Here is a 24,026-nt window from a genome sequence, read left to right as displayed (position 1 = left end):
ATCGCGCGCATGGACGGAGGATTGCGGAGGGATGCGGAATTTCCGCTGACGCGGGCCGAGGCGCTTGACCGCCTTCGGGATTTCCTGCCGCGCGCCGGTGCGGATTATGCCCGGCTGCGCAACGTTGACCACGGGCCGGGGCAACACGATCATGTCTCGCGCCTGTCTGCGGCGCTGCGCCGCAGGCTTCTGTCCGAGTCCGAGGTCGTCGCGGCGGTCATCGCCCGGCACGGGCTTCGCGGGGCCGAGAAGTTCCTCAGCGAGGTCTTGTGGCGCAGCTATTGGAAAGGCTGGCTGGAACAACGCCCGGCCGTCTGGCCGGGCTATCGGCAGGCCCTGGCCAGGGCCGAGGCGGCATGTGCCGCCGATCCGGATCTGGCCCGGCGCCATCAGGCGGCGATTGACGGGCGGACGGGGATCGACTGTTTCGACCACTGGATGGGCGAGCTTGCCGAAACCGGCTATCTGCACAACTGGGCGCGTATGCAGTTCGCCTCGATCTGGGTCTTCACCCTCGGCCTTGCGTGGGAACTGGGCGCGGCGCTGACGCTGCGGCTGCTGCGCGATGCCGATCCGGCCTCGAACACGCTGTCCTGGCGTTGGGTGGCGGGCCTGCACACGACCGGAAAAGCCTATCTTGCGGATGCCGCGCGCATCCATGCGATGACGGGCGGGCGGTTTACACCCGACGGGCTTGCGCGCCATGCGGTCATCCCCGAAGACAGCATCGCCGTGCCCCCGGCGACATCCCCGCGCGCCCACAGACGGCCCGACCCGACGGAACCCGCGCTTCTGCTGGTCACGCCCGAAGACCTGTCGCTGGAAACCGAGGCCGCGATGGCGCGGCTCGACATCCGCGCCATCGCGGCCCTGCCGCCGACAACCGCGCCCGACCGCCGCGCGATGGCCGACGCGCTGGACCGCGCCGGGGCGCATTGGGGCCTGTCGCCCTCGGAATGTGCCGACCTCTCGGGCCTTGTCGACCTCGCCCGCCGCTGCGGCGCGCGCCAGATCGTGACCGGATACCTTCCCGTCGGCCCCGAGGCGGATCGCCTTTCCCCCCTCCGCGCCGCGGCCGGGGCCGCGGGGATCGCCCTTGCCGAACACCAGCGCGACTGGGATGTCCGCGTCTGGCCGCATTGCCGCAAGGGGTTCTTTGCCCTGAAGGAACAGATGCCCCGCCTCTTGGCGGGACTGGGGGCCGCCGATGGCTGATCCGCGCGTGACGGTCTGGTATGATGGCGCCTGCCCGATGTGCACACGGGAAATCGCGCTGATGCGGCGGCTTGACCGCCGGGGCGCGATCCGCTTCGTCGATGCGGTGGACCCGGCCACCGAGTGCCCGCTGGACCGCGCCAGCATGCTGGCCCGCTTCCACGCCCGCGAGGGGGACCGCCTGCTGTCGGGTGCCGCGGCCTTCGCCGCCATGTGGCGGGCGGTGCCGGTCCTGCGCCCCCTGGGCATCGTCGCGGGGCTGCCCGGCTTTGGCTGGATTTTCGAACGCGGCTATCGCCTGTTCCTGCGGGTCCGCCCGCGCCTGCAGAGGGCCTTCCGGTGACCGACCGCAGCCGCCGCGTTCCGCAGGCCCGCCTGTCGCGCCTTGCCGCCTTCGGCCAGATGGCGGGCGGCATCGCCGCCGGGGTTCTGGGCGAAGGCGCCCGCCGGCTTGCCCGCGGCGAACGTCCGCAGATGTCCGACCTGCTCTTGACCCCGGCCAACGCGCGCCGCGTGACGGATCAGCTTTCGCGCCTCAGGGGGGCGGCGATGAAGCTGGGGCAGATGCTGTCGCTTGACGCCGGCGACGTCCTGCCCGCCGAACTGACCGAAATCCTCGCCCGGCTGCGGGAAACCGCCCATGTCATGCCACCCGTCCAGTTGAGCCGCGTTCTGGCGGCGGGGTGGGGGCCTGACTGGCGCCGCCGCTTTGCACGGTTTGAGGCGACGCCGATCGCCGCCGCCTCGATCGGGCAGGTGCATCGCGCGGTGCTGCCTTCGGGGCAGGTTCTGGCGATCAAGGTGCAGTATCCCGGCGTCGCGGCCAGCATCGACGCCGACATCGACAATGTGGCGACGCTGTTGCGCCTTTCGGGCCTGCTGCCCGCATCGCTCGATGTCGCGCCGCTTCTGGCCGAGGCCAAGCGGCAGTTGCATGAAGAGGCCGATTACCTGCGCGAGGCCGATCAGATGCGCCGCTTCGGCGCACTGCTGGAAGGGGACGACCGTTTCGTGGTGCCCCGGCCCTTCGACGATCTGACCCGGCCGGGAATCCTCGCCATGGATTTCGTGCCCGGCACGCCGATCGAAACGCTGGAAGGCGCCCCGCAGGAAGCCCGCGACAAGGCGATGGGGGCGCTTCTTGACCTTGTCCTGCACGAGCTTTTCGACTTTGGCCTGATGCAGACCGATCCCAATTTCGCCAACTATCGCTGGCAGGCGGAAACGGGGCGGATCGTGCTGCTGGATTTCGGCGCGGCCCGCGCGGTCACGCCCGAAATCGCCGGGGCCTATCGCGCGCTCTTGCAGGCCGGCCTGGCCGGGGACCGGGCCGCGCTGCGGGCGGCGATGCTGCGGATCGGCTTTGCTTCGCCCGCGCTTCTGGCCCGCCATGGCGCCACCATCGACACGCTGACGGGGATTGTCCTTGACCATGTCGGCCAAAGCCGGGCATCGGGCCTGTTCGACTTCGCCGACCGCAGCTTCGTGGCCGACCTGCGAAACCGCGCCGCGCCCCTGATGGCCGACCGGCAAAGCTGGCACATCCCGCCGGCCGAAACCCTGTTCGTCCAGCGCAAGATCAGCGGCACCGCGCTTCTCTGCGTCCGCCTGCGCGCCCGCCTGCCGCTGGTCGAGATGGCCGGAACCTTCGCCGAAAGGTAGGGGAGCCGGTCAAGGCCGGACAAGACCGCACCGCAAGCCCGGTCAGCCTGGACGTTGCGTCAACAGGCCGTAAAACGCAGCCCGCGCCACTATCTGACTGCAATCAGAGGATTTTTGGCTCCGGCGGTAGGGATCGAACCTACGACCAATTGATTAACAGTCAACTGCTCTACCGCTGAGCTACGCCGGAACACGGGGGGCGATATAGCAAGGCTGGTGGGGGGCGTCCAGAGGGGAAGTGCAAGTTTTTTGCCAGGGCGGCCCGGTCGGTTCAGATCAAGGAAAACCGCGCGTCAAGCGACAGTTCCGGATCGGCCTGCACCAGATTTCTTTCCCAAAGATCAATGAGATGGGCAAGCGCGTTTCGGCGTGCAGCCGGCATCAGGGGCGCGGGCGTATCGGCATAGACCTGCGTGGCCAGCGCCTCGACCGTGGCTGGGCCCTTTGCCAGGGCCGTCAGCAGGGCGGCCTCGCGCGCGCGGCGGTGGCGGATCAGTTCGGCGATGCGCGCGGCCGGATCGTCCACGGGCGCGCCATGCGCCGGGTAGAACCGCCGCCAGCCCCGCGTCGCCAGCCGGTCGAGCGATCGCATGAAGGCCCCCATGTCGCCATCTGGCGGCGAGACCAGCGATGAGGCCCAGCCCATCACGTGATCGCCGCTGAACAGCCGGTCGCCCCATGCAAGGCACAGGTGCCCCGCGAAATGGCCCGGCGTGTGAAGCGCCTCGATCCGGACCCCGCCGGCGGCGACCGTCTCGCCGTCGGCAAGGCTGCGGTCGGGATGAAAGGCCGCGTCCACCCCCTCGCCGCCACCGGCCAGCCCCGCCTCGGCCAGCCGCCGCATCACCGGGCTTCGCCCTGCCGATGCTCCGCCGAAGGCCAGGACCGGCGCGCCGGTTGCCTCTTTCAGGGCGCGGGCCAGCGGCGAATGATCCAGATGCGCATGGGTCACGACGATGGCCGCCACCTCCTCGCCGGGTTCCAGCGCGGCCAGAAGGGCGGCCAGATGCGCCGGGCTGTCCGGGCCGGGATCGATCACGATGACCCCGCCTTCGCCAAGCAGGAACGTGTTCGTGCCCCAGTGGGTCATCGGCGAGGGGTTCGGGGCCAGTACCATCCGAAGCCCGCGTTCCGGGCGGGTCACGATCCCCGGTGCGGGGCGGAGGGCGGGTGAGTCATGCGCCATTTTCGTGCTTTTCCCCTGCTGCGCGGGCGGATAGCCTCGGCCCATGTTCAACCCCAAGACCATCCTTCCCCGAGGCCTTTACGGGCGCGCCGCGCTGATCCTTCTGGTGCCCATCGTCACGATCCAGCTGGTGGTGTCCATAGCCTTCATCCAGCGGCATTTCGAACGCGTCACGCGGCAGATGACCCAGGGTGTCGCGGTAGAACTTCGGTTGCTGCTTGACGATCTGGCGCGCGACCCGGTCGCCGCGGCCCAGACGGCCAAGGCGCTTGGCATGACGGTCAACCCGGTCGGTGATGGGTCCGATGCGGGGGGCGCCGCGGGGGCCGAGGCGGACCGGCGCGATCTGTGGGACCTGTCGGGGCGCCAGGTGATCCTGACCCTGCGGGCAGAGCTGGACGCGGTCGAGGGCGTCGATCTGCAGACCGATCCCGACGCGGTGCTGGTCCTGCTTCGGGGGCCGGGCGGCGATGTGACGGTGCGGATCGACCGGCGCCGCGTTTCGGCCAGCAATCCGCATCAGTTGCTGGTGCTGATGATCTTCACCTCGGTCCTGATGACCTTCATCGCCTATCGCTTCCTGCGCAACCAGTTGCGGCCGATCACCCGGCTGGCCAAGGCTGCCGAGGCGTTCGGCAAGGGCGAACACCTGCCCTACCGGCCCTCGGGCGCGGTCGAGGTTCGGGCCGCCGGCAACGCCTTTCTGGAGATGCGCGCCCGGATCGAACGGCAGATCGAACAGCGCACGATGATGCTGTCGGGGGTCAGCCACGACCTGCGCACGCCGCTTACCCGTCTCAGGCTGGGGCTTTCGATGCTGCCCGAGGACGAAGACACGCGCGCGCTTCTGGCCGATGTCGCAGATATGGAAAGGCTGGTGGACGAATTCCTGTCCTTCGCGCGCGGCGATGCGATCGAGGAACCCGAAGCCACCGATCCCCTGGCGCTGGTGCAACGCGTGGTGGAAAACGCAGGGCGCGCCGGGCAGGCCGTCTCCCTTGTCCGCACCGAAGGCGCGGGGACGATGCGGTTGCGTCCGGCCGCCGTGACGCGGGCGGTGGAAAACCTGATCGGAAACGCGGTGCGCCACGGCAAGCGGGCGGAAGTGTCCGTCCTTCTGGGTGAAAGAAGCTGCCGGATCACGATCGAGGATGACGGCCCCGGAATCCCCGAGGATCGTCGCGATGAGGCGATGCAGCCCTTCGCGCGTCTGGATCAGGCACGCGATCCGAACCGCGGCGGGGGGGTGGGCCTTGGCCTGTCGATTGCGGCTGACATCGCGCGCAGCCACGGCGGCAGCCTGCGCATCGGGCAGAGCGAAACCCTGGGCGGCGCGCGGATCGACCTGATCCTGGCGCGCTGACCTCAGCGCGAGGCGCCCGCCACCATCACCCAGTGCCGCCGTCCGCCATCGGCGATGCCGATCCCGATGTCGCGGGCCGCTGGCAGCAGAATATTCTGCCGGTGTCCCGGCGACCGCATCCAGAACTCGGTCAGGCGACCGGGTTCGGGAAAGCCCATGGCCGTGTTCTCGGCCCCGGTGCGGAAGGCATAGCCCGCGCGCCGCATCCGGGTGCGCAGGTCCGATCCGTCTGCCCCGGTGTGGCTGTAGAGGCCGCGGGCGGCATTGTCGCAGGCCTGCGATTGCGCAGCCCGTTCCAGCGCCGCCGACCGCCGCAAGGGGGCAAGCCCCGCCGCTTTCCGCCGGGCGTTGATCTGGGCCAGCGCGCTTGCCCGCAGCGATGCGGCATCGGCAGGCGCCGGGCAGGCGGTCAGCGGACGCCCGTCGGACTTGGTAGAGGCGGTCCCCGGCATGGTGACGGTTCCCAGCGGCACGGGCGCCACGACGACACAGGCCGAAAGCGACAGGACAAGGGGCAGAAACAAAAGGCGCATGGTCATTCCAGGGGCTTCGGCAGGGTTTTGGCGGCAGGGCATTGGCGCAAGCTAGCGATCAGGGTCGCGGCGTCAACCGTCGCGGGAAACGACCGGCGGGGTCTTGCCAGACGCGCGTCCATGAGCCAGCAAGGGCAAGCGGATTGGATGGAGAGGGCGGGTATGCTTGACGGACTGGCGCGGCGCGCGATCGACCCGGCGATGAACCATGCGGGCGCCTGGCTTGCACGGCGCGGGGTCGAGGCTGATACAATCACCCTTGTCGGTCTGGGCTTTGGCCTTCTGTCGGCGGCGATCCTCGCAATCGGCGCGCCGGGGGCGATGGCGCTTGTCCCCCTTCTGTTCAGCCGCCTTATGGACGGTCTTGACGGGGCCGTGGCGCGCGCGACGCAAAAGACGGATTTCGGCGGGCTTCTGGACATCGTCAGCGATTTCGCCTTCTACGGAGCGATCCCGCTCGCCTTCGTGCTGCGCGACACGGGCGAAAACGGCGTGGCGGGCGCGTTCCTGCTGTTCTGTTTCTACGTCAACGGCGCGAGTTTTCTGGCCTATGCCACGATGGCCGCGAAGAACGGGATGGAGACGACCGACCGCGGGGAAAAGTCGCTTTACTTCACCGCGGGCCTTCTGGAAGGGACCGAGACGATCCTGTTCTTCGTCCTGATCTGCCTTTTCCCGGTGCTGTTTCCGTTCCTCGCCTGGATCTTCGGCCTTCTGTGCCTTGTCACGGCGGCGGCGCGGGTCATGCTGGCCTGGCAGACATTCGATCTGGACTAGGGGGGCGCCCGCACCCGATGCGGGCCGCGCGTCATGGTGCGTACCGGCGCCGTGATCGATCGTTTTGGCCGGTCCGCGGGCAGGTTGGTCCGTCATCCAGATCCGGGCGTTTCCCGAGTTGATCCAAAAGAATCAAATCTATCCACAGACAAATCAGCTCATCAGACAAGAAATTATTTCCATTATCGAACATAAGCTTCCCTAAAAGGATGGATGTCATCAACGCCCGCAAACCCAAGCCTTCCAAGGTCCGGACCGGGCGCCAGCCGACCGGGGTATCCTCGAAGGGCCCGGCCTGACCATCGAACGAAGATCGGCGCGAAGCTGTCGCGGCCGCGACGGTTTTGCTGTATGAGGGTTCCATGGCCCTGCTTCGTCGCATCGGAATTGCCCTGTTCGCGCTGGCCGTCCTTGGCGGGGCGGCCTGGGCCGGAATGGCCTTCTGGCTGCACCTGCCGGGCGCTGCCCGTTGGGGGGCGCTGGCCGCCTTGGCCCTTGCGGCCATCGCTGCGGTTGCCCTTCGCCTCAGGTCCGCACGGGCCGGTTGGGCCGTTCTGGCGGTCTCGGCGCTGGTCGTCGGCGGGTGGTACCAGACGATCACGCCGCGCGATGATCGCGTCTGGGACATCGACGTATCGCGCGGCGTCAAGGCCCGAATTGACGGTGACCGGGTGACGCTGTCGGACCTGCGCGATTTCCGATGGGCCTCGGAAACGCAGGCCGATGCGGTCTGGACCGAACGGACCTATGACCTGACCCGCCTTGACAGCGTGGACATGCTGACCTCGGTCTGGGACAGCCCGGACATCGCACATCTTCTGGTCAGCTTCGGCTTTGCCGACGGCGAACATGTCGTCTTTTCGGTCGAGATCCGCCGCGAAAAGGGCGAATCCTTCAATGAGGTCGGCGGCTTCTTCCGGCAGTTCGAGCTGGTGCTGATCGGCGCGACGGAACGCGACATCGTGCGGCTGCGCACCAACCACCGCAAGGAAGAGGTGCGGCTTTACCCGGTCACGCTGACGCCAGATCAGCGCCGGGCGCTGTTCCTGTCCTATGTCGGGCTTGCGCAGGACCTTGAGGCCGCGCCGAGGTTCTACAACACGCTGACCGCGAACTGCACCACGACCGTCTACAGCCTGGCGCGGGTGCTGAAATCCGACCTGCCGGTGGATGAACGCCTGATCCTTTCGGGCCGCCTGCCGGAATATCTGGACGATCTGGGGGTTCTGGGCGGCGAGGGCAGCGTGGGCGATCGCCGGCAGGCCGCGCTGATCACGCCGCGCGCGCAGGCCGTGCCGGAAGGCGCGGATTTCTCGGCCGCGATCCGGGCGAGGTGAGCCGGCACCGGGCGATCAGGTGCCGCGCCGCAGGATGTAGATATCCATGATCCAGCCGTGCCGGGCGCGGGCCTCGGCGCGGGTTTCCACGATCTTCGCGGCGACCCCGGGCAGGGGGCCGGAAAGCGTGATCTGTTCGGTCATCCCCACATAGGCGCCCCACCAGATGTGCAGCCCCTCCATCGGCAGGGCGCGGAACGAACATTCGCCGTCCAGCATCACCGCGCAGGTGTCCACGCCGGGCGGAAAGCCTTCGTCGCGCAGGCGTCGCCCGGTGGTCACGGTGAAGGGGGCGCCGATCTCGTTCACCGGGATGGCATGGGCCGCCGTCAGCGCCTGAAGCGAGGTGATGCCCGGGATCACGGTGATCTTCGGTGCGGGCGACAGGCGCGCGGCGATGCGCAGCGTGCTGTCGTAAAGCGACGGGTCGCCCCAGACCAGCAGCGCCGCGCGGCGTGCGCCGGGATGCGCGGCGATCGTGCCGGCCCAGACACGGGCGATGGCATCGTGCCAATGGTCGACCCGGCGGCGGTAATCGGCAATCGTTTCGTCGCGCACCGGCAGGTCGAATTCGGCCAGCGTGACGGCCGGATTCGTCACCACCTCGGCACAGATCGCGCGGCGCAGGCCCGCAAGGTCATCCTTGTCAGGCCCCTTGCGCGGGATCAGGATCAGATCGGCCGAATTCAGTGCCCGGATTGCCTGAAGGGTCAGATGTTCGGGATTGCCGGTGCCGATGCCGACTAGAAGAAGTTCGATCATGCCGTGCCGTCCCGCTGGCCTGTCCCGATGGGGCGCCCGGACGTCGCCGGGCGCCGCCGGGGTATCATGCGGCCTTGCCGCGTGTCCAGAACCACGCCAGTGCCCCGCCAAGCGCCGCCCAGACGGCAAGCCCGGTGCCCAGCGTGCGCGCCGAATATAGCGTGCCGACCTCGGTCGGGGCCTGTCCCCAGTAGCCTTCCGGCAGGGGCGCGCCAATCACATGCGGTGCCGCCAGCAGCACCACGGCAAGCCCCGCCGTCAGAAGCGACCGCCCATAGCACAACAGGCCAAGCGCCGTCGCCGTCGCCAGCGCGGTGCCCCACCACCAGACCTGCCGGTCGCCCAGATCTGCGGCGATGCTGCCCGGCAGTTCCGGCGCCAGCCCCATCGCGGGGGCAAGCTGGAAGGCGGCAAAGCCCGAGATGCCCCAGAGCACCCCGACCTTCAGGTCGATCCGGCGTCCCATGCTTTCGGCAAGGCCGAAGCCCGCCGCCAGAAGCATCGCATAAGAGACATAGACCAGAACGGTGAACAGGACCGTCAGGCCGTTGCGGGTCAGGTCCGATCCGGTGCCGTGGCTGTGGCCATCATCGGCATGGCCGTCATCAGGGGCGGCGCCCGCATCTGCCCCGGCGGTCGGCGCGGGCGCATGGTCATGCCCGTCCTGCGCCGGCGCCGCGAAATGCGTAAGCTCGCCGGTTTCATATTTTTCGCCCAGAAGAATGAGGTCCTGAACGAATGCGAAATGCAGCAGGGCTGCAAGCAACCCCGCTACACCGCCAGCGAACAGCGCGCTGGCCAGCATACGTTGAAACATGTACGCGTCAGGCGATCAGTGGCAGGGGAAGCCGGTCGCGTGACGGATGTCATGGGCGGCGTCGTGCAGGGTGGCCGATTGGGCGTGGCCCGCCACGAACATCACCGACAGGCCCAGAACCGTCATGAACAGGACGGGCAGCAGCGCCGAGGTCACCTTGGCCGAGGAAAGCGTCGTCATCGTCATATCTCCATGCCGTCACACCCGACGGCAGTTTGAGTTTCATCCACGCAGGGCCGGTCTCCTGGCTTGCGGGTCGATGCGGGCCTTCGCCTTCCCATCCCGTCACCGGGACAGTGGCCTGATGAAAGCCCGCTCACCGCTTACAGTCGCGGGGGCGGCTGAGGCATGGGGCGCCGCCTTGGGTCCGCCCTGACCTCATTCCCGTTTCAGTCCCGGCGCTTCGCACCTGATGGGACACCTTGCCCTTCCATCTGCACAGGACGGGCCGTTCCGGTCAAGGGAATTTGCGGCAGCTTCGGGCGGTTTGCGACATCCGCCGCGCGGAAGGCGGAAATCTAGCCCGGAATGCGCGCCAGAGCCTTCATCCGAAGCGGCCCGAGCGGGCGGGCATCGGCAAGGTTGCCATCGGGCGTATCGCGGTAAAGACGGGCGAAGACCACAAGATGGGGCAGGTCGTCGGCCGTCACCTCGCCGAACAGATAGGCCGTCTTGCCCGGAGCGCGGAAGGCGATGGTCGACGGGCGCGCGCACCCCGACATGCATTCCACCGTCGCGATTTCGGCCGCGATGCCCGCCTTCTCCAGCGCGGGGGCCAGGTCCCCGGCGAAGCCCGAAGCGCCAAGCGTGCAGGTGGCGCAAAGGGTGATCTTCACGGCGTCTCGCCTTCGGCCAGCGGGCCGTAAAGGATCAGGCCCGGCATATCGCCCGGCCCCTCCGCCTCAAGCCGCGCGGCCAGCCCCGCGATCGTGGTGCGCAACAGGACCTGCGTCGGATGCCCCACGGCCTCGGCCAGAAGGGCGGGGGTGTCGCCGGGCAGCCCGCGCGCCATCAGCTCGGCCACCAGCCGCGCGAAGGTGCGCTTGCCCATGTAGACCACCGTTGTGGCCTGACCGTCGGCCAGGGCGGCCCAGTTCAGGCTCTCGGGCAACCCGCCCGTCACATCCGCGCCGGTCACGAACTGCACCCGCCTCGCGGTCAGCCGCCGGGTCAGCGGAATACAGGCCGCCGCCGCCGCCGCCGAGGCCGAGGTGACTCCGGGCACGATCTCGAACCCGATGCCCGAGGCGCGCAGCGCGGTCAGTTCCTCTTCCAGGCGGCCGAAAAGCCCGGCATCGCCGGATTTCAACCGCACGACACGCGCGCCCGTCAGTGCGTAATCGACCAGCAGGCGGCTGACATGGTCCTGCTTGGGCGAGGGGCGACCGGCCCGCTTGCCCACGCCCACCAGATCGGCGCCGGGCCGGGCGTGGCCCAGGATCGGCCCCGACGACAGGTCGTCGAACAGCACCACATCGGCCTTTTGCAGCCGGTCCACCGCCTTGAGCGTCAGCAATTCCGGATCGCCGGGCCCGGACGAGACGAATGAGACAAAGCCGGTCATGCGCTGGCCTCTGCGATCAGGTGAAAGAAGGTGCCCGTGGCCCTTCCGCCGCCGGGGTATTCGCGGAAAGATCCGGTTTCGTCAACCGCCGCGCCATCCGGGCCGGTCACGACGGCCAGCGCCGCGTCGGGCTGGGAAAGGATCGTGGCATAGTGGAATTCATGCCCGCGCAGCGCCGCGCCGGGGTCATGGCCGGGGATCGGCGCGGCAAGGCGCGCGTGGCGATAGCCAAGGTGCATCCGGCGCTTCGCGAACGAGGTTTCAAGGCCAAGAAGCCCGGCCATCCGATGCCGCGTGCCATCCTTGTCGACCAGCCCCGCCCCCATCGCCATGTAGCCCCCGCATTCCCCGTGCACGGGGCGGGTGTCCGCGAAGGCGCAGAGCCGCGACCGGAAGGTCTGTGCCGCGGCCAACCGGCCTGCGTGCAGTTCGGGGTATCCGCCGGGCAGCCAGCAGGCGCCCGCGCTGTCGTCCGGGCCTTCGTCGGCCAGCGGCGAAAACGGCAGGATCGTCGCACCCGCTGCCCGCCATCCGGCCAGAAGATGCGGATAGACGAAGGAAAACGCCGCATCCCGCGCCAGGGCGATGCGTTCGGCGGGCGGGGGCACTGCCAGCGGCGCCGCCGGGGCAAGCCCTGCCACGGCCGCCCCGCGCACCGCCCCAAGGTCGATATGCCCGGCCACGAAGCGCCCCGCCTCGTCCAGAAGGGCGGCAAGGCGCGGGTGCTCTTCGGCCTGGACAAGGCCCAGGTGCCGTTCGGGCAGCTCGATCGAGGCACGGCGTGGCAGGGCGCCCAGAACCGGCAGCCCCGCCGCCTCCATCCCCTGCCGCAGCAGGGTTTCGTGCCGGGGACTGGCCACCTTGTTCAGTACGACCCCGGCCAGCCGCACATCCGGCCGGAATCCCGCGAACCCGCGCGCCACGGCAGCGGCCGATTGCGCCTGCCCCGACACGTCCAGCACAAGGATCACCGGCCAGCCGGTCAGCGCCGACAGATCGGCCGAGGCACCGATGCCCGCCTCGCCCGGTGCCACGGCCCCGTCGAACAACCCCATGGACCCTTCGGCGATCACCAGATCCGCGCCCTCGGCGGCCGAGATCAGCCCGGCGATACGCCCTGCGCCCATCGACCAGGTGTCGAGGTTCACGCTGTCGCGCCCCGCCGCGGCGGTGTGGAAGGCGGGGTCGATGTAATCCGGCCCGCTCTTGAAGGGCTGCACCGTCACCCCCGCTGCGCGGAACGCCGCCAGCAGACCAAGCGCAAGCGTCGTCTTGCCGGTGCCCGAGGCCGGGGCCGAGATGATCACGCCGGGGGGGAAGGGGCGGGGCATGGCCGTTCAGGTGCCGGGAAAGCGGGGATGGGTGCCGACGGGCCGATAGCGGCGGTCGTAATCGCCTGCGTAAAGGCGGCTTTCGTCGAAATCCTCGGCCCCGATCGCGCGCCCGACAAGGATCAGCGCGGTGCGCTCCATCTCGGCGCCGACGGCGGTTTCAAGCGTGGCGAGGGTGGCCTTGACCACCCGCTGATCGGGCCAGCTTGCCCGCCAGACCACGGCCACCGGGCAATCCGCGCCGTAATGCGGGGTCAGGTCCGCGACCACCCGGTCCAGCACATGCACCGAAAGGTGGATGGCGAGCGTCGCGCCGGTGCGGGCAAAGTTCTGAAGCGTCTCGCCTTCGGGCATGGCGCTGGCGCGGCCCGAGGTCCGCGTCAGGATCACCGATTGCGCGATCCCCGGCAGGGTCAGCTCTGCCCCCAGCGTGGCGGCCGCGGCGGCGAACGAGGGCACGCCCGGCGTCACGTCATAGGGGATGCCTATCTCGCGCAGGCGGCGCAGCTGTTCGCCCATGGCCGACCAGACCGACAGGTCGCCCGAATGAAGCCGCGCCACATCCTGACCGGCCGCATGGGCGGTGGCGATTTCCCCGATGATCTGGTCAAGCGACAGGGGCGCGGTGTTCACGATCCGCGCACCGGGCGGACAATGGGCCAGAAGCGCCTCGGGCACCAGCGATCCGGCGTAAAGGCAGACCGGGCAGGCGGCGATCAGGTCGCGCCCGCGGATCGTGATCAGGTCGGGCGCGCCTGGCCCTGCTCCGATGAAGTGAACCGTCATGCCCCGTCTCCTTCCCGTCCGTCCCCTTCGGCAAGCGCCGCCGTCGCCATTCCGCAGGGCGAGGTCACGCGCCCCGCGATGATCCGCGCCCCCGGTCCCGCCGCCGCCAGCGCCGCCGCCTCGGCCAGCGATCCGGTGCCGAACCGTTCCTTGACCCGTTCCGACCGGGTTGGCGTCTTCACCCCCGACAGGCGACTGGCCGGAACCGACACGACAGGCAGGCCCATCCGCGCCGCCAGCACCCGCAGCGCCGCTGCATCGGCCTTTTCGGCGGCGGTGGCAAGGGCCTCGGGCATGGGTGCGTCGGGGCCAAGCGCCGCAAGGGCCGCGGCCAGTGCCTCGGCCGTCGCGGCCGCGCGAAAGCCGATCCCCGCCACGATCATCGCCTAACGCTCCATTGTACGACGGGCCGCGCCGCCTGCCAGTCGCGCATGCGCCCCAGCGTGCCGGCCTGCGCGATGTCGATCCGCATCAGATGGCCGCCGTGGGTGGCGTGCAACTGCGCCAGCAGGGTTTCCGATTCCAGCGTCACGGCATTGGCCACGATCCGCGTGCCGGGGGGCAATACCGCCCAGAGATGCGCGAAAAGCCCCGCATCCCCGCCACCGCCGACAAAGACGGCATCGGGTGCGGGCAGCCCCGCCAGCGCCTCGGGCGCGCGGCCCGTCGTGACGGTCAGCCGGTGATCCACCCCGAAGGCCGCCGCATTGGCGCGGATGTTCGCGGCGCGATCCGCCCGTGGCTCGATGCAGCAGGACATGCCCCCGGAAAGGCACCATTCGACCGAGACCGAACCCGACCCGCCGCCGATGTCCCAAAGCACCTCGCCCGGGCGGGGGGCAAGCGTGGACAGCGTCAGGGCCCGCACGGGGCGCTTGGTGATCTGCCCGTCATGGGCGAACAGGTCATCCGGCAGGCCGAAGCCGCGCGGCAATCCGGCGCGGCCCCGCGCCCTGACCGCGACCACAACGGGCGTGGAAATGTCAGCCATGTCAAAGGCTTGTGCGGCGGTCTTGCGGATGTGTTCGCGCGGCCCGCCAAGCGCTTCCATCACCCAGAGATCGCTGTCTCCAAAGCCCAGGCCGCAAAGCCAGCGTGCGAATTCCGCAGGCGCCGCGCCGTCGCGCAGGGTGGCGATGATCCGCGCGCCCTCGGCAAGGCCGGGCCGCAGGCGGGCGAAGGGCGCGGCGTGCAGGCCGATGCAGGTGGTCTCTTCGATCCGCCAGCCAAGGCGCGCGGCGGCCAGCGTGAAACAGGACGGCGCCGGAAAGACCTGCCATTCCTCGGGGGAAAGGTGGCGCGCCACCGATCCGCCCGCGCCATGCCAGAACGGATCGCCCGAAACCAGCATTGCCACCGGCTGCCCGCGCAGCGCCAGAAGGGGGGCCAGGTCAAAGGGCACCGGCCACTCCCGCCCGCGTTCGCCCACGTCCACCAGCGCCAGATGGCGCGGGCCGCCGAAGATGACCGAGGCCGCTGCCAGCGCGGCGCGGCTTGCATCCGTCAGCCCTTCCGCGCCATCTTCGCCCAGACCGATGATCGCCAGCCACGGAGCCTTCATGCCCTCAGCCATGCCGCGCGTCCTTCTTCTGGGGGGCACGACCGAGGCCAGCCTTCTGGCCCGCCATCTGGCGACCGCCGGGGTGGATGCGGTGTTTTCCTACGCCGGGCGGACCGATGCGCCGGTGGCTCAACCCCTGCCCACCCGCGTCGGCGGCTTTGGCGGGGTGGCGGGACTTTGCGCCTATCTGGGGGCCGAAGGCATCACCCATGTGATCGACGCAACCCACCCTTTCGCCGCCGGGATGAGCGCCAATGCCGTTGCCGCCTGCGAGGCGGCGGGTGTGGCCCTTCTGGCCTTTGAACGCGCGCCCTGGGTCGCGGGCCCCGGCGACCTCTGGACCCATGTCGCCGATATCGCGGGCGCGGTCGCGGCCCTGCCAATGGCGCCCGCGCGGGTGTTTCTGGCCATCGGCAAGCAGACGCTGGCCGCTTTCGCCGCCCGCCCGCAGCATCACTATCTGATCCGCCTTGTCGATCCGCCGCAGGGCGCGCTGCCACTGGCCGATGTGGCGGTGGAAATCGCGCGCGGCCCCTTCACCCTGGATGGCGACCTGGCGCTGATGAAGGCCCACCGCATCACCCATATCGTCGCCAAGAACGCGGGCGGAACCGGCGCGCGGGCGAAACTGGATGCCGCGCGCAGCCTTGGCCTGCCAGTCATCCTGATCGACCGCCCCCCCGCGCCGCCCCGCGCGGTCACCGACGATCCGGCCGAGGTGCTGCGCTGGCTGGGTCATTCCGCCCGCCTCGGGGTATAGACCCAGCGTCCGACCCGCCGTGTGGCGGAATTGCCGACCAGAACCACGGTCCGCATGTCCGCCATTTCGGGCGTGGCCTCGGCCAGCGTGACGGTGCGGAGCGCCTGCTCGGGGGTGGTGACGGCGCGGGCGAAGGTGATCAGCCGGTCAGGCCCGCATTCCTCGCGCAGCACCTCCAGCGTGCGGGTGAACTGGTGCGGGCGGGATTTCGACCGCGGATTGTAGAAGGCCATCGCGAAATCGGCCTGCGCGGCCAGCCGCAGGCGGCGTTCCACCATGTCCCAGGGCTTCAGGTTGTCCGAAAGGTTGATCGCCGCGAAATCATGCCCGAGGGGGGCACCCGCCGCCGCCGCCGCCGCCAGCATCGCGGTGATGCCGGGCAGGATGGCGATGTCATGGGCGTCGGGGTCGGGTTCGGCCTCCAGCGCCTCGAACAGCGCGCTGGCCATCGCGAAGACCCCCGGATCGCCCGAAGACACGATCACCACGTGCCCCCCTTCGCGCGCCAGACGCAGCGCATGTGCGGCACGGTCCAGTTCCACGCGGTTGTCGCTGGCATGCAGCGTCAGCCCCGGTCGCGGGGCCACGCGGGCCACATAGGGTATGTAGCCGATCACGTCGGTCGCCTGATCCAGCGCCGCGCGCACCGGGTCGGTCACCAGCGATTCGTCCCCGGGGCCAAGCCCCGCCACCCTGATCCAGCCGTTCATTCGCCGGCCTCCATTTCGGGGCGGCGACCGTGGCCGTGGACGATCACGATCGCGAAATAGGGGCAATCGTGATCCTCGACCTCGGCCAGCCGTTCGATCCGCTGGCCCGGCATGGTGCCGCGTTCCACAAGCCAGGCGTCCTGAAGCCGTCCGACGGTGGCCAGCGCCCGGCGCACGCGGGGCAGGTTGCGGCCGGTCTTCATGATGACCAGCGCATCGGCCCCCTGCATGTGATGCACCAGGTCCTCTTCCGGCAGCGTCCCCATCAGCACCGTCAGCACATCGTCGCCCCAGGTGATCGGCGTGCCAGTGGCATGCCAGCACCCGGTCATCCCGGTGATGCCGGGGATCACCTCGACCTCGGCCCGGCCCTGAAGGCGGGTGTAGAGATGCATGAACGAACCGTAAAAGAAGGGATCGCCCTCGCACAGCACGACGACATCGCGCGTCGCCGCCAGATCGGCCAGACGCGCGGCCCAGTCGTCATAGAAACCCGCCAGCGCGTGGCGGTATTCGGGGCTGTCGAAGGGCAGTTCCGTCGTCACAGGATATTCCATCGGATATTCGGTGACGTCCGCGCGCAGCATGTCCTGGACGATCCGCCGGGCCTGCCCCTGCCGCCCGATCTTGCGGAAATAGGCCACGTGATCGGCCCCCCGGATCGCCCGGTCGGATTTCACCGAGATCAGGTCCGGGTCGCCGGGGCCGAGGCCCGCACAGATGATCCGCCCCATGGTCATTCCTTCCGGCTGGCAAGCGCGTTGACGGCGGCGACGGTGATCGCAGATCCGCCCAGACGGCCGCGGATGATCATCGAGGGCACGGGCGGCGCAGCCATCAGCGCCTCTTTCGATTCGGCCGCCCCGATGAAGCCGACCGGGCAGCCGATGATCGCGGCCGGGCGCGGGCAGGCCGGGTCTTCCAGCATGTTCAGCAGGTGGAAAAGCGCAGTCGGCGCGTTGCCGATCGCCACCACCGCGCCCGCCAGATGCGGCCGCCACAATTCCAGCGCGGCGGCGGACCGCGTGTTCCCCATTTCGCGCGCAAGGCCGGGGACGCGGGGGTCGTGCAGGGTGCAGATCACCTGGTTGTCGGCGGGCAGGCGCGGGCGGGTGATGCCTTCGGAAACCATCCGCGCATCGCACAGGATCGGCGCGCCGGCCTCAAGCGCGGCCCGCGCGGCAATCGCCATGCCCGGGGTGAATTCGGCGAAGGCCTCAAGCCCCACCATCCCGGCGGCGTGGATCATCCGCACGACGACGATTTCCTCTTCGGGGGTGAACCGGGCAAGATCGGCCTCGGCCCGGATCGTGGCGAAGGACTGGCGATAGATCTCGGCCCCGTCGGTGATGTAGCTGTGCGGCATGGTCAGGTGGTCTTTTCGGTCTGGGGGGCGGTCAGAAGGCCGGGATCGGCGATCAGGATTTCGGGGGAAAGCCCGGCACGGGCGGGCGGATCGGCGGCGGCGCCATCGCGGATCAGGTGAAAGCCGCCAGGCGTCGCCGTCAGTGTCAGGGGCGCCGCGCCGGGCAGGGCGCAGCCCTTGGCGCAGCCCGCGACATGCAGAATAGCGCCTTGCGGCAGATGCGGGGCCAGCGCGCGGGCCAGCGGGCGGGTGGGCGCATGCGCCTGAACGCAGCCGGGCGCGCCGGTGCAGGCGATGACGCGCAGCAGAGGATCGGCCGGATCGGTGATCAGCCCCGGCAGGCCGGGCAGGGCACGCGCGCCCTCGATCAGGACCATCCGCCAGGGCGTGATGCGCAGCGCGCCCGTCGCGCCAAGGGCCGCCAGCGTTTCGGCCTGCATCTGGCCGAATTCGAAACCCACCAGCGCGCCTTCGGCCACAAGGCCGGGTCGGGGCGCGGGCATCGCGCCTTCTGGCGCCCTGACCCGGCGCCAGTCTTCCGGCGGCAGGATGCCCCGGCGGATCAGCGCGGCCATCCGCCCGCGTCCGCCCGAAACCCCGCCCGCGCCGACGAACCAGCGCCCAAGGTCGATGACGGCGGCGGCCACATCCCCCGCGGCGACTTCGCGGCCTAGGTCGCAGCCTTCGGCACGCACCACGAACCGCCCGCCGCAGCGTTCGATGCGGATATCCGCCGCGGTGTCGCGCAGGACAGGCCGGGGGCCGGTATCCAGCGCATAGCCGAACTTGCCGGGCAGGTCGGGTGCATCTGGCGCGGCAAGCGCGGCGATCAGCGCGCGGGCCATGTCCTGCGTCCCGTCGCCCTCGGCCCAGAACGGGGTGACGACGATGTTGCGCCGCGCCTCGACCGCGGCATCCGCGTCGATCAGGCCAAGCGCGCGCAACCCCTCGATCAGGGGCGCGTGGCTTTCGGCCGTGACCCCGCGCAACTGCACATTGGCGCGCGCCGAAAGGTCGATCAGCCCGTTGCCATGGGCGGTGGCCAGCGCGGCGATGCCTGCGGCCTGATCCGGGGTCAGCCGCCCGCCCACCGGGCGCACCCGCACCACCAGACCGTCGCCCGAGGCCATCGGGCGTAGCGCGCCAGGGCACCAGCCCTGAATGACCGGAGCGGTCGTCATGCGCCCCCCTCCATTGCGGCCGCGATGGAGTTGCGCCGCGTCACCCACAGCCCCGCATCGCGCAAGGCCGCGAACCGCGCCCGCAACGCCGCCAGCGCCATCGGGTTCTCGCGTTCCATGAAGGCCACGAGATCGGGGCGGCCCAACGTTGCCTCATGGTACAAATCGAACAAATGCACAGGGATATTTCGGGTCAGGTGGGCATATGCCGCCATATTATCCAACGTCGCGGTAATCTCGGCGGCCCCGCGGAACCCGTGCCGCATCATCCCGTCGGCCCAGGCCGGATTGGCGGCGCGGGCGCGCACCACGCGGCCGATCTCTTCGGTCACGGTGCGGGCGCGGGGGGCGGCGGGGTTGGTCGTGTCAAGATGATAGGCCGCGGGTGCCTCGGCCCCGAGCGCGGCCAGCGCTGCCGCAATCCCGCCTTCGTGGGCGGCGTAATCCGGGGCCATCAGCACATCGGTTTCGGTCAGGTCCTGCACATGGGCAAAGGCATCGGCGGCCTTCAGGCGCGCTTCCAGCGCGGCGCGGTCGTCGCGCACCTCGCCATCGGCGCCGATCGCCCAGGAACTGGCCGAAAGCCAGGCCTCGCCCGCGGCCAGACGGCCCGCCTCGGAATAATCCTCCAGAGCCTCACCCATGCCCATGCCGTAAAGTCCGGGCTTCGGGCCGAAGACGCGGGGCGCGCGGGTGACATAGGGATTGTCCTCGGGCGCCTCGTCGCGGTCGGCCAGCGCCGCCGCGCCGGCCTCGAACATCTGGGCAAGGCCGGGAAAGATGTCGCGGAACAGGCCCGACACGCGCAGCGTCACGTCGATGCGGGGGCGGCCCAGCAGGGCCAACGGCAGCACCTCGAAGCCCGAGACGCGTTCGCTGCCCTCGTCCCAGCGGGGTTTCAACCCGGCCAGATGCAGCGCCATCGCCACCTCTTCGCCCGCCGTCCGCATGGTGGCCGACCCCCACAGGTCAAGCACCAGGCCACGCGGCCAGTCGCCCTTGTCCTGCAAGTGGCGGCGGAGCAGTTCCTCGGCCAGTTTCACGCCCTGCGCATGGGCCGCGCGCGAAGGCACCGCGCGGGGATCGACCGAAAACAGGTTGCGCCCGGTCGGGGCCACATCGGACCGCCCGCGATAGGGCGAACCCGACGGGCCGGGGGCCACCCTGCGGCCATCCAGCGCGGCCAGCAGCCCCGCCCATTCGCCCGGCGCCTGTCCGAACACATGCAGGCCGTCGCCGTACTGGCTTTCCTTGATGTCGCAGACGAAGCGGTCGATCCGGGTGATCGCCTCGGCGGCAGAGGCATCGGAGGGCAGGCCCAGGTCGGCCTCGACCCCCGCGCCCTGCGCCTCGTCGCGGATCGAGGCGATGAGCCGGTCGCGGCGCGCCGGGTCCAGCCCGTCGGCGGTGGAGTATTCGTCCAACAGCCGTTCCAGCCGCAAAAGCCCCTCGGGCACCCGCGCGGTGGCCATCGGCGGCGGCATGTGCCCCAGAGTGACGGCACCGATCCGCCGCTTGGCCTGCGCCGCCTCTCCGGGGTCGTTCACGATGAACGGGTAGATCACCGGCAGGGGGCCGATCAGCGCCTCGGGCCAGCAGTCTGCCGAAAGCGCCGCAGACTTGCCCGGCAGCCATTCCAGCGTGCCATGCGCGCCGACGTGGCACAGCGCATGGATGCCCTGCGACCGCAGCCAGAGGTAGAAGGCGACATAGCCGTGGCAGGGGGTGCGGGCAAGATCGTGGTAATCGGCGTCCCGCGTCGTCACCTCGCCCCGTTCGGGTTGCAGCGAGACGATGGCCTGCCCGGCCCGGACCGCCGGAAAGGCAAAGGCCCCGTCCTGCACCAGCGCATCATCCTCGGGCGCGCCCCAGGCCTCGGCCAGGCGGTCGCGCAGCGCGCCGGGCAGCGCCAGTAGCGCCGCGCGATAGGCTGCAACGGGCCATGTAAGCCTGTCCTTCGTAAGCCGGATACCCAAATCATCACAATGGCTTGTGGCGTATCCTTCAGAATTCAGTTCAGCAAACAGCGCCGCTGTGGAGGCCAGCGCATCCAGCCCCACCGCATGGGCAAGCTGGTCGGGCCGACCCGGATAGGTGGACAGCACCACCGCCAGTTTCCGGTCGGCCCGCGGTGTCACGGCCAGCCGGTGCCATGCGGCAACCCGGTCGGCCACCTGCGCGATCCGCCCCTCGTCGGCGCGGTGCGCGAACCGCGAGAATTGCAGGTCCGGGTCCTTGCGCCCCGGCGACTTGAAACTGGCCACGCCTGCGAAAATTCGCCCGTCCACCTCGGGCAGGACAACATGCATCGCCAGATCGGCAGGCGACAGGCCACGGTCCGATCCGGCCCAGTCCCGCCGGCGCGCGGTCGACAGGGCGACCTGAAAAACCGGGCAGCCGGGGCCGTCCAGCGGGGTTTCGCCATCCTCGCCCTTTGCGGAAAACGCGGTGGCGTTGACGATCGCGACCGGCGCCAATCGCGTCAGGGCCGCGCGCAGGAAATCACCCGCGCCGGGGGCCTTCAGCGACGGGGCGAACAGCCCCGTGGCCGCAAAGCCGCGCGCCTCAAGCGCCGCGATCAGGGCATCGACGGGCGCGGTATCGGCCGCCGTCAGATAGCTGCGGTAGAAGGTGACGGCGACGCGCGGGCGGTCGCTGTCGTCCGGCCCGGCGACCACGCCGCGACCCGGCAGGTACCAGCCGCAATCGGGCACGGTCTTTTCGCCCATCACCGGCCCGGCATAAAGCCCCGCCGCCAGCGCCAGCTGCGCCAGCGCGGCCTGCGCGGCCACCGCGCCGCCCGCATCGCAAAGCGCCATCAGCCGCCGGAGCGTCGACACCGGCAGGGTCGAGGCCGCGTCCAGCGCCGGGTCCACCCTCCCGTCGGCAGGCAGCACCGCCAGCGCGATGCCCTTCCGGCGGCACAGGTCCTGCACCGAGGCAAGGCCATAGGGCCAATAGCTTTCGCCCCCGATCAGGCGGATCAGGATGCCCCTGGCCCCGGCCAGCGTGTTTTCCACATAGGTATCGACCGACAGCGGGTGCCGGAGGGCGACAAGGTTCGCCAGCCGCAGCGACGGAAGCGATGTCCGCCCGCGATGCCAGCCCGCCGCGAAGGCGCCAAGGTCGCTGTCGGAAAACGAAAGCACCACCAGATCGGCCGGGGTCTGACCCAGGTCGAACGGGGTGTCCGTTTCCTCAAGCCCGTGGCTTTCGCGGAAGACGACATGCATCGGCGGCGGCCCCCGTCAGGCGCCCAGAACCGCGCGGATCGCGGTCTCGTCGATGTGGTCGTGTTCGGCGATGACGACAAGGCGGCTCAGGCGGGGCTCGGTCCCCCAGGGGCGGTCGAACTGGTGACGCACCCGTTCCCCCACCGCCTGCACCAGAAGCCGCATCGGCTTGCCCGCCACGGCCACATGGCCCTTGACGCGCAGGATGTCCTGTTCGCGCGCAAGGCGCCGGATCGCTTCGGCCAGTGCGTCCGGATCGGTCACCTCGGGCAATTCGATCACGACCGAATCGAAATCGTCATGCTCGTGGTCGTCGTGGCCGTCGTGGTGGCTGGGACGGGCGTGCAGGTCGTCCTCGGCCCGGGCGTTCAGGCCCAGGACGACGCGCGGGTCGATCACGCCCTCGGTCATCGGCAGGATGGGCAGCTTGCGCGGGGTTTCCGCCTCGATCACCGCGCGGGCGGCGGCAAGACCCGCATCGCCGGCAAGATCGGCCTTGGACAAAAGCACGATGTCGGCACAGGCGATCTGGTCCTCGAAGACCTCCGACAGGGGCGTTTCGTGATCCAGGCTTTCATCCGCCTCGCGCTGCGCCTGCACCGCGGCCTCGTCCGGGGCAAAGCGCCCGGCGGCCACGGCCTCGGCATCGGCCAGCGCGATCACCCCGTCCACGGTGATGCGCGACCGGATCGCGGGCCAGTCGAATGCCTTCAGAAGGGGCTTGGGCAACGCCAGGCCCGAGGTTTCGATCAGGATATGATCGGGCCGCTTCGGCATGGCCATCAGCGCCTCGATCGTCGGGATGAAGTCATCGGCCACGGTGCAGCAGATGCAGCCGTTCGCCAGCTCGACGATGTTCTCTTCCGGGCAGTTCTCGTCGGCGCAGGATTTCAGGATGTCGCCATCCACGCCCACGGTGCCGAATTCGTTGACCAGAACGGCCAGCCGCTTGCCCTGCGGGTTCTGCATCAGGTGGCGGATGAGCGTGGTCTTCCCGGCGCCCAGAAAGCCGGTGATCACGGTGACGGGGATCTTGGTCAGGTCGGTCATGGGGCGTCCTCGGGTCAGATGTCGATCGGGGGAATGCGCGCAAGGCTCTGCTTGCGGAAGATGGTGGGCCGGTCGCGCCAGGGCACGATCCCGTCGGCGGCCCGGGCATAGGCGGCGGCGCCCAGAAGGATGTCGATCGCGTCGCCCGCGGTCAGGCGGCCATAGACGTAGGACCACTTGCCGGGGGCCGAAAGCGCCACCGAACAGCCCTGCGAACAGGCCGACAGGCATTCGACCTCGCGGATGGTCACGCCCTCGGGGCAGGGCAGATCGGCCAGCGCCGCGGCAAGCTGCGCGCCCGCGCGCATCCCGCCCGGCGCGGCCCCGGCCTGCGCCAGCGGGCAGTTGGCGCATTGCGCGGCATCGGCACCGCCCGACGGGCAATCGGTGCAGGCCGCGACCGTCGCCGCGCCCTTGCAGGTCACACACACATGCAGCACCGCCGCCGCCATCGGTTCGTCCTTCCTGGGCCAGGGCAGAGGGGCTGTGCAGGACCGGGGGACGGGCCGGTGACACGCTGCCGCGGATCAGGCCCACCTGCCGGCTGCGGATCACCCCGTCCGCCCGTTCAGTCGTCATCGGCTGGCAGGTCTCCCGGCTTGCGGATCCAGGGCCGGATGGCCCAGCGGTCACCCTGCCTTCCCGGCCGTGCCCGTCGCGGGGGCAGGGGGCCAGTGGCCTCGGGCGACCTTTCCGGTCACGGTCGCGGGGGCGGCTGCGCTTCGGTTCCCGGCCTTGCGGTGTCGGAAAACCTGTCGCATTCCCTCTTGGCCTGCCGTAGGACAGGCACCAGCGCTGGTCTGATGTCAAACGGCAGCAGGCCCGCAATGTC

At 70.0% G+C, this 24,026-nt stretch carries 25 protein-coding genes, 1 tRNA gene and 2 riboswitches; of the genes, 7 read left to right on the top strand and 19 right to left on the bottom strand.

The window, feature by feature from the left end:
• The first annotated feature begins 9 nt into the window (after positions 1-9).
• Genes E7811_RS03175 through E7811_RS03165 form a run of 3 tightly spaced genes read left to right on the top strand, consistent with a single transcriptional unit; the run spans position 10 to position 2,877 of the window.
• Entirely contained in the window at positions 10-1,215 is a 1,206-nt protein-coding gene (locus tag E7811_RS03175) for an FAD-binding domain-containing protein (RefSeq protein WP_136393127.1), read from the top strand.
• A complete protein-coding gene (locus E7811_RS03170; RefSeq protein WP_136393126.1) occupies positions 1,208-1,558 on the top strand; it encodes a thiol-disulfide oxidoreductase DCC family protein in 351 nt (116 codons plus the stop codon). Before E7811_RS03175 ends, E7811_RS03170 begins: the two co-directional genes overlap by 8 nt.
• On the top strand, positions 1,555-2,877 hold the full coding sequence (locus E7811_RS03165) for an ABC1 kinase family protein (RefSeq protein WP_136393125.1): 1,323 nt from the start codon (positions 1,555-1,557) through the stop codon (positions 2,875-2,877). Before E7811_RS03170 ends, E7811_RS03165 begins: the two co-directional genes overlap by 4 nt.
• Positions 2,878-2,992: 115 nt before the next feature.
• Here E7811_RS03165 and E7811_RS03160 read toward each other — a convergent pair.
• Both E7811_RS03160 and E7811_RS03155 read right to left on the bottom strand, forming a co-directional pair.
• Positions 2,993-3,067: transfer RNA gene (locus E7811_RS03160), tRNA-Asn, on the bottom strand.
• Between the two features lie 81 nt (positions 3,068-3,148).
• Positions 3,149-4,063 carry an MBL fold metallo-hydrolase gene (locus E7811_RS03155; RefSeq protein ID WP_246020189.1) on the bottom strand — a complete coding sequence of 305 codons (915 nt, stop codon included), beginning with the start codon at positions 4,061-4,063 and terminating at the stop codon, positions 3,149-3,151.
• A gap of 43 nt (positions 4,064-4,106) precedes the next feature.
• Between E7811_RS03155 and E7811_RS03150 the strand changes: the two genes are divergently transcribed.
• Positions 4,107-5,426: an ATP-binding protein gene (locus E7811_RS03150; protein ID WP_136393124.1), complete on the top strand. Its 1,320-nt coding sequence runs from the start codon at positions 4,107-4,109 to the stop codon at positions 5,424-5,426.
• Between the two features lie 2 nt (positions 5,427-5,428).
• Here the strand turns inward: E7811_RS03150 and E7811_RS03145 are convergent, their stop codons facing one another.
• Entirely contained in the window at positions 5,429-5,965 is a 537-nt protein-coding gene (locus E7811_RS03145; RefSeq protein ID WP_168732910.1) for a CAP domain-containing protein, read from the bottom strand.
• Between the two features lie 156 nt (positions 5,966-6,121).
• On the opposite strand from E7811_RS03145, the gene E7811_RS03140 reads away from it, so the two are divergent.
• Positions 6,122-6,736: a CDP-alcohol phosphatidyltransferase family protein gene (locus E7811_RS03140; RefSeq protein ID WP_136393122.1), complete on the top strand. Its 615-nt coding sequence runs from the start codon at positions 6,122-6,124 to the stop codon at positions 6,734-6,736.
• 362 nt (positions 6,737-7,098) lie between these two features.
• Entirely contained in the window at positions 7,099-8,073 is a 975-nt protein-coding gene (locus E7811_RS03135; protein ID WP_136393121.1) for an Lnb N-terminal periplasmic domain-containing protein, read from the top strand.
• 15 nt (positions 8,074-8,088) lie between these two features.
• On the opposite strand, the gene cobF is transcribed toward E7811_RS03135, so the two are convergent.
• The 9 genes from cobF to cbiE form a co-directional block, all read right to left on the bottom strand.
• On the bottom strand, positions 8,089-8,835 hold the full coding sequence (gene cobF, locus E7811_RS03130) for a precorrin-6A synthase (deacetylating) (RefSeq protein WP_136393120.1): 747 nt from the start codon (positions 8,833-8,835) through the stop codon (positions 8,089-8,091).
• A 64-nt stretch (positions 8,836-8,899) separates the two neighbouring features.
• Positions 8,900-9,652, bottom strand: coding sequence for a CbtA family protein (locus E7811_RS03125; protein WP_136393119.1), 753 nt, complete (start codon positions 9,650-9,652; stop codon positions 8,900-8,902).
• A 15-nt stretch (positions 9,653-9,667) separates the two neighbouring features.
• Positions 9,668-9,832: a CbtB domain-containing protein gene (locus E7811_RS03120; protein WP_394345589.1), complete on the bottom strand. Its 165-nt coding sequence runs from the start codon at positions 9,830-9,832 to the stop codon at positions 9,668-9,670.
• A gap of 37 nt (positions 9,833-9,869) precedes the next feature.
• Positions 9,870-10,092: riboswitch (cobalamin riboswitch) on the bottom strand.
• Positions 10,093-10,170: 78 nt separating this feature from the next.
• On the bottom strand, positions 10,171-10,488 hold the full coding sequence (locus tag E7811_RS18150) for a DUF1636 family protein (RefSeq protein ID WP_246020187.1): 318 nt from the start codon (positions 10,486-10,488) through the stop codon (positions 10,171-10,173).
• The gene (cobA, locus tag E7811_RS03110) at positions 10,485-11,216 is read right to left on the bottom strand and encodes a uroporphyrinogen-III C-methyltransferase (protein WP_136393117.1); all 732 of its coding nucleotides are present in this window, start codon (positions 11,214-11,216) and stop codon (positions 10,485-10,487) included. The genes E7811_RS18150 and cobA overlap by 4 nt, the downstream gene beginning before the upstream one ends.
• Positions 11,213-12,547, bottom strand: a complete 1,335-nt coding sequence (locus E7811_RS03105) for a cobyrinate a,c-diamide synthase (protein ID WP_136393116.1) — start codon at positions 12,545-12,547, stop codon at positions 11,213-11,215. The genes cobA and E7811_RS03105 overlap by 4 nt, the downstream gene beginning before the upstream one ends.
• Positions 12,548-12,553: 6 nt before the next feature.
• Entirely contained in the window at positions 12,554-13,333 is a 780-nt protein-coding gene (cobM, locus tag E7811_RS03100) for a precorrin-4 C(11)-methyltransferase (RefSeq protein WP_136393115.1), read from the bottom strand.
• Complete coding sequence (locus tag E7811_RS03095) at positions 13,330-13,716, bottom strand: cobalamin biosynthesis protein (RefSeq protein ID WP_136393114.1); 387 nt, start codon at positions 13,714-13,716, stop codon at positions 13,330-13,332. The genes cobM and E7811_RS03095 overlap by 4 nt, the downstream gene beginning before the upstream one ends.
• Positions 13,713-14,894 (bottom strand): precorrin-6y C5,15-methyltransferase (decarboxylating) subunit CbiE, encoded by a 1,182-nt coding sequence (gene cbiE / locus E7811_RS03090; protein ID WP_136394207.1) that lies wholly within the window; start codon positions 14,892-14,894, stop codon positions 13,713-13,715. The genes E7811_RS03095 and cbiE overlap by 4 nt, the downstream gene beginning before the upstream one ends.
• Before the next feature lie 10 nt (positions 14,895-14,904).
• Here cbiE and E7811_RS03085 point away from each other — a divergent pair, with 10 nt between their 5' ends.
• On the top strand, positions 14,905-15,654 hold the full coding sequence (locus tag E7811_RS03085) for a cobalt-precorrin-6A reductase (protein ID WP_136393113.1): 750 nt from the start codon (positions 14,905-14,907) through the stop codon (positions 15,652-15,654).
• On the opposite strand, the gene cobJ is transcribed toward E7811_RS03085, so the two are convergent.
• From cobJ to E7811_RS03050, 7 genes are read right to left on the bottom strand one after another with little or no spacing between them, the layout of a single operon-like run.
• Positions 15,630-16,364 carry a precorrin-3B C(17)-methyltransferase gene (cobJ, locus tag E7811_RS03080; RefSeq protein ID WP_136393112.1) on the bottom strand — a complete coding sequence of 245 codons (735 nt, stop codon included), beginning with the start codon at positions 16,362-16,364 and terminating at the stop codon, positions 15,630-15,632. The two genes, E7811_RS03085 and cobJ, sit on opposite strands and share 25 nt — an antisense overlap.
• The gene (locus E7811_RS03075; protein WP_136393111.1) at positions 16,361-17,098 is read right to left on the bottom strand and encodes a precorrin-2 C(20)-methyltransferase; all 738 of its coding nucleotides are present in this window, start codon (positions 17,096-17,098) and stop codon (positions 16,361-16,363) included. Before E7811_RS03075 ends, cobJ begins: the two co-directional genes overlap by 4 nt.
• Positions 17,099-17,100: 2 nt before the next feature.
• Positions 17,101-17,730 carry a precorrin-8X methylmutase gene (locus tag E7811_RS03070; protein ID WP_136393110.1) on the bottom strand — a complete coding sequence of 210 codons (630 nt, stop codon included), beginning with the start codon at positions 17,728-17,730 and terminating at the stop codon, positions 17,101-17,103.
• Positions 17,731-17,732: 2 nt separating this feature from the next.
• Positions 17,733-18,911, bottom strand: a complete 1,179-nt coding sequence (gene cobG, locus E7811_RS03065; RefSeq protein ID WP_136393109.1) for a precorrin-3B synthase — start codon at positions 18,909-18,911, stop codon at positions 17,733-17,735.
• Positions 18,908-22,144 (bottom strand): cobaltochelatase subunit CobN, encoded by a 3,237-nt coding sequence (cobN, locus tag E7811_RS03060; RefSeq protein WP_136393108.1) that lies wholly within the window; start codon positions 22,142-22,144, stop codon positions 18,908-18,910. The genes cobG and cobN overlap by 4 nt, the downstream gene beginning before the upstream one ends.
• A gap of 15 nt (positions 22,145-22,159) precedes the next feature.
• Entirely contained in the window at positions 22,160-23,194 is a 1,035-nt protein-coding gene (cobW, locus tag E7811_RS03055) for a cobalamin biosynthesis protein CobW (RefSeq protein ID WP_136393107.1), read from the bottom strand.
• Between the two features lie 14 nt (positions 23,195-23,208).
• Entirely contained in the window at positions 23,209-23,646 is a 438-nt protein-coding gene (locus E7811_RS03050; RefSeq protein WP_136393106.1) for a DUF1636 family protein, read from the bottom strand.
• 115 nt (positions 23,647-23,761) lie between these two features.
• A riboswitch (cobalamin riboswitch) is annotated at positions 23,762-24,003 on the bottom strand.
• Between the last annotated feature and the right edge of the window lie 23 nt (positions 24,004-24,026).

Source organism: Aliigemmobacter aestuarii, assembly GCF_004799285.1.
Taxonomy (GTDB): domain Bacteria; phylum Pseudomonadota; class Alphaproteobacteria; order Rhodobacterales; family Rhodobacteraceae; genus Aliigemmobacter; species Aliigemmobacter aestuarii.
This window is presented reverse-complemented; position numbering and strand designations above follow the sequence as displayed.

What these genes read in the sequence shown, in the direction of transcription:
- E7811_RS03120 (WP_394345589.1), bottom strand. Translation starts at nt 9,832, where the DNA reads ATGACGACGCTTTCCTCGGCCAAGGTGACCTCGGCGCTGCTGCCCGTC.
- cobN (WP_136393108.1), bottom strand. Translation starts at nt 22,144, where the DNA reads ATGCATGTCGTCTTCCGCGAAAGCCACGGGCTTGAGGAAACGGACACC.
- E7811_RS03105 (WP_136393116.1), bottom strand. Translation starts at nt 12,547, where the DNA reads ATGCCCCGCCCCTTCCCCCCCGGCGTGATCATCTCGGCCCCGGCCTCG.
- E7811_RS03140 (WP_136393122.1), top strand. Translation starts at nt 6,122, where the DNA reads ATGCTTGACGGACTGGCGCGGCGCGCGATCGACCCGGCGATGAACCAT.
- E7811_RS03145 (WP_168732910.1), bottom strand. Translation starts at nt 5,965, where the DNA reads ATGACCATGCGCCTTTTGTTTCTGCCCCTTGTCCTGTCGCTTTCGGCC.
- cobJ (WP_136393112.1), bottom strand. Translation starts at nt 16,364, where the DNA reads ATGAACGGCTGGATCAGGGTGGCGGGGCTTGGCCCCGGGGACGAATCG.
- E7811_RS03095 (WP_136393114.1), bottom strand. Translation starts at nt 13,716, where the DNA reads ATGATCGTGGCGGGGATCGGCTTTCGCGCGGCCGCGACGGCCGAGGCA.
- cobA (WP_136393117.1), bottom strand. Translation starts at nt 11,216, where the DNA reads ATGACCGGCTTTGTCTCATTCGTCTCGTCCGGGCCCGGCGATCCGGAA.
- E7811_RS03085 (WP_136393113.1), top strand. Translation starts at nt 14,905, where the DNA reads ATGCCGCGCGTCCTTCTTCTGGGGGGCACGACCGAGGCCAGCCTTCTG.
- cbiE (WP_136394207.1), bottom strand. Translation starts at nt 14,894, where the DNA reads ATGAAGGCTCCGTGGCTGGCGATCATCGGTCTGGGCGAAGATGGCGCG.
- cobW (WP_136393107.1), bottom strand. Translation starts at nt 23,194, where the DNA reads ATGACCGACCTGACCAAGATCCCCGTCACCGTGATCACCGGCTTTCTG.
- E7811_RS03050 (WP_136393106.1), bottom strand. Translation starts at nt 23,646, where the DNA reads ATGGCGGCGGCGGTGCTGCATGTGTGTGTGACCTGCAAGGGCGCGGCG.
- E7811_RS03150 (WP_136393124.1), top strand. Translation starts at nt 4,107, where the DNA reads ATGTTCAACCCCAAGACCATCCTTCCCCGAGGCCTTTACGGGCGCGCC.
- E7811_RS03070 (WP_136393110.1), bottom strand. Translation starts at nt 17,730, where the DNA reads ATGCCGCACAGCTACATCACCGACGGGGCCGAGATCTATCGCCAGTCC.
- E7811_RS03075 (WP_136393111.1), bottom strand. Translation starts at nt 17,098, where the DNA reads ATGGGGCGGATCATCTGTGCGGGCCTCGGCCCCGGCGACCCGGACCTG.
- cobF (WP_136393120.1), bottom strand. Translation starts at nt 8,835, where the DNA reads ATGATCGAACTTCTTCTAGTCGGCATCGGCACCGGCAATCCCGAACAT.
- E7811_RS03135 (WP_136393121.1), top strand. Translation starts at nt 7,099, where the DNA reads ATGGCCCTGCTTCGTCGCATCGGAATTGCCCTGTTCGCGCTGGCCGTC.
- cobM (WP_136393115.1), bottom strand. Translation starts at nt 13,333, where the DNA reads ATGACGGTTCACTTCATCGGAGCAGGGCCAGGCGCGCCCGACCTGATC.
- E7811_RS03125 (WP_136393119.1), bottom strand. Translation starts at nt 9,652, where the DNA reads ATGTTTCAACGTATGCTGGCCAGCGCGCTGTTCGCTGGCGGTGTAGCG.
- cobG (WP_136393109.1), bottom strand. Translation starts at nt 18,911, where the DNA reads ATGACGACCGCTCCGGTCATTCAGGGCTGGTGCCCTGGCGCGCTACGC.
- E7811_RS03170 (WP_136393126.1), top strand. Translation starts at nt 1,208, where the DNA reads ATGGCTGATCCGCGCGTGACGGTCTGGTATGATGGCGCCTGCCCGATG.
- E7811_RS03175 (WP_136393127.1), top strand. Translation starts at nt 10, where the DNA reads ATGGACGGAGGATTGCGGAGGGATGCGGAATTTCCGCTGACGCGGGCC.
- E7811_RS03155 (WP_246020189.1), bottom strand. Translation starts at nt 4,063, where the DNA reads ATGGCGCATGACTCACCCGCCCTCCGCCCCGCACCGGGGATCGTGACC.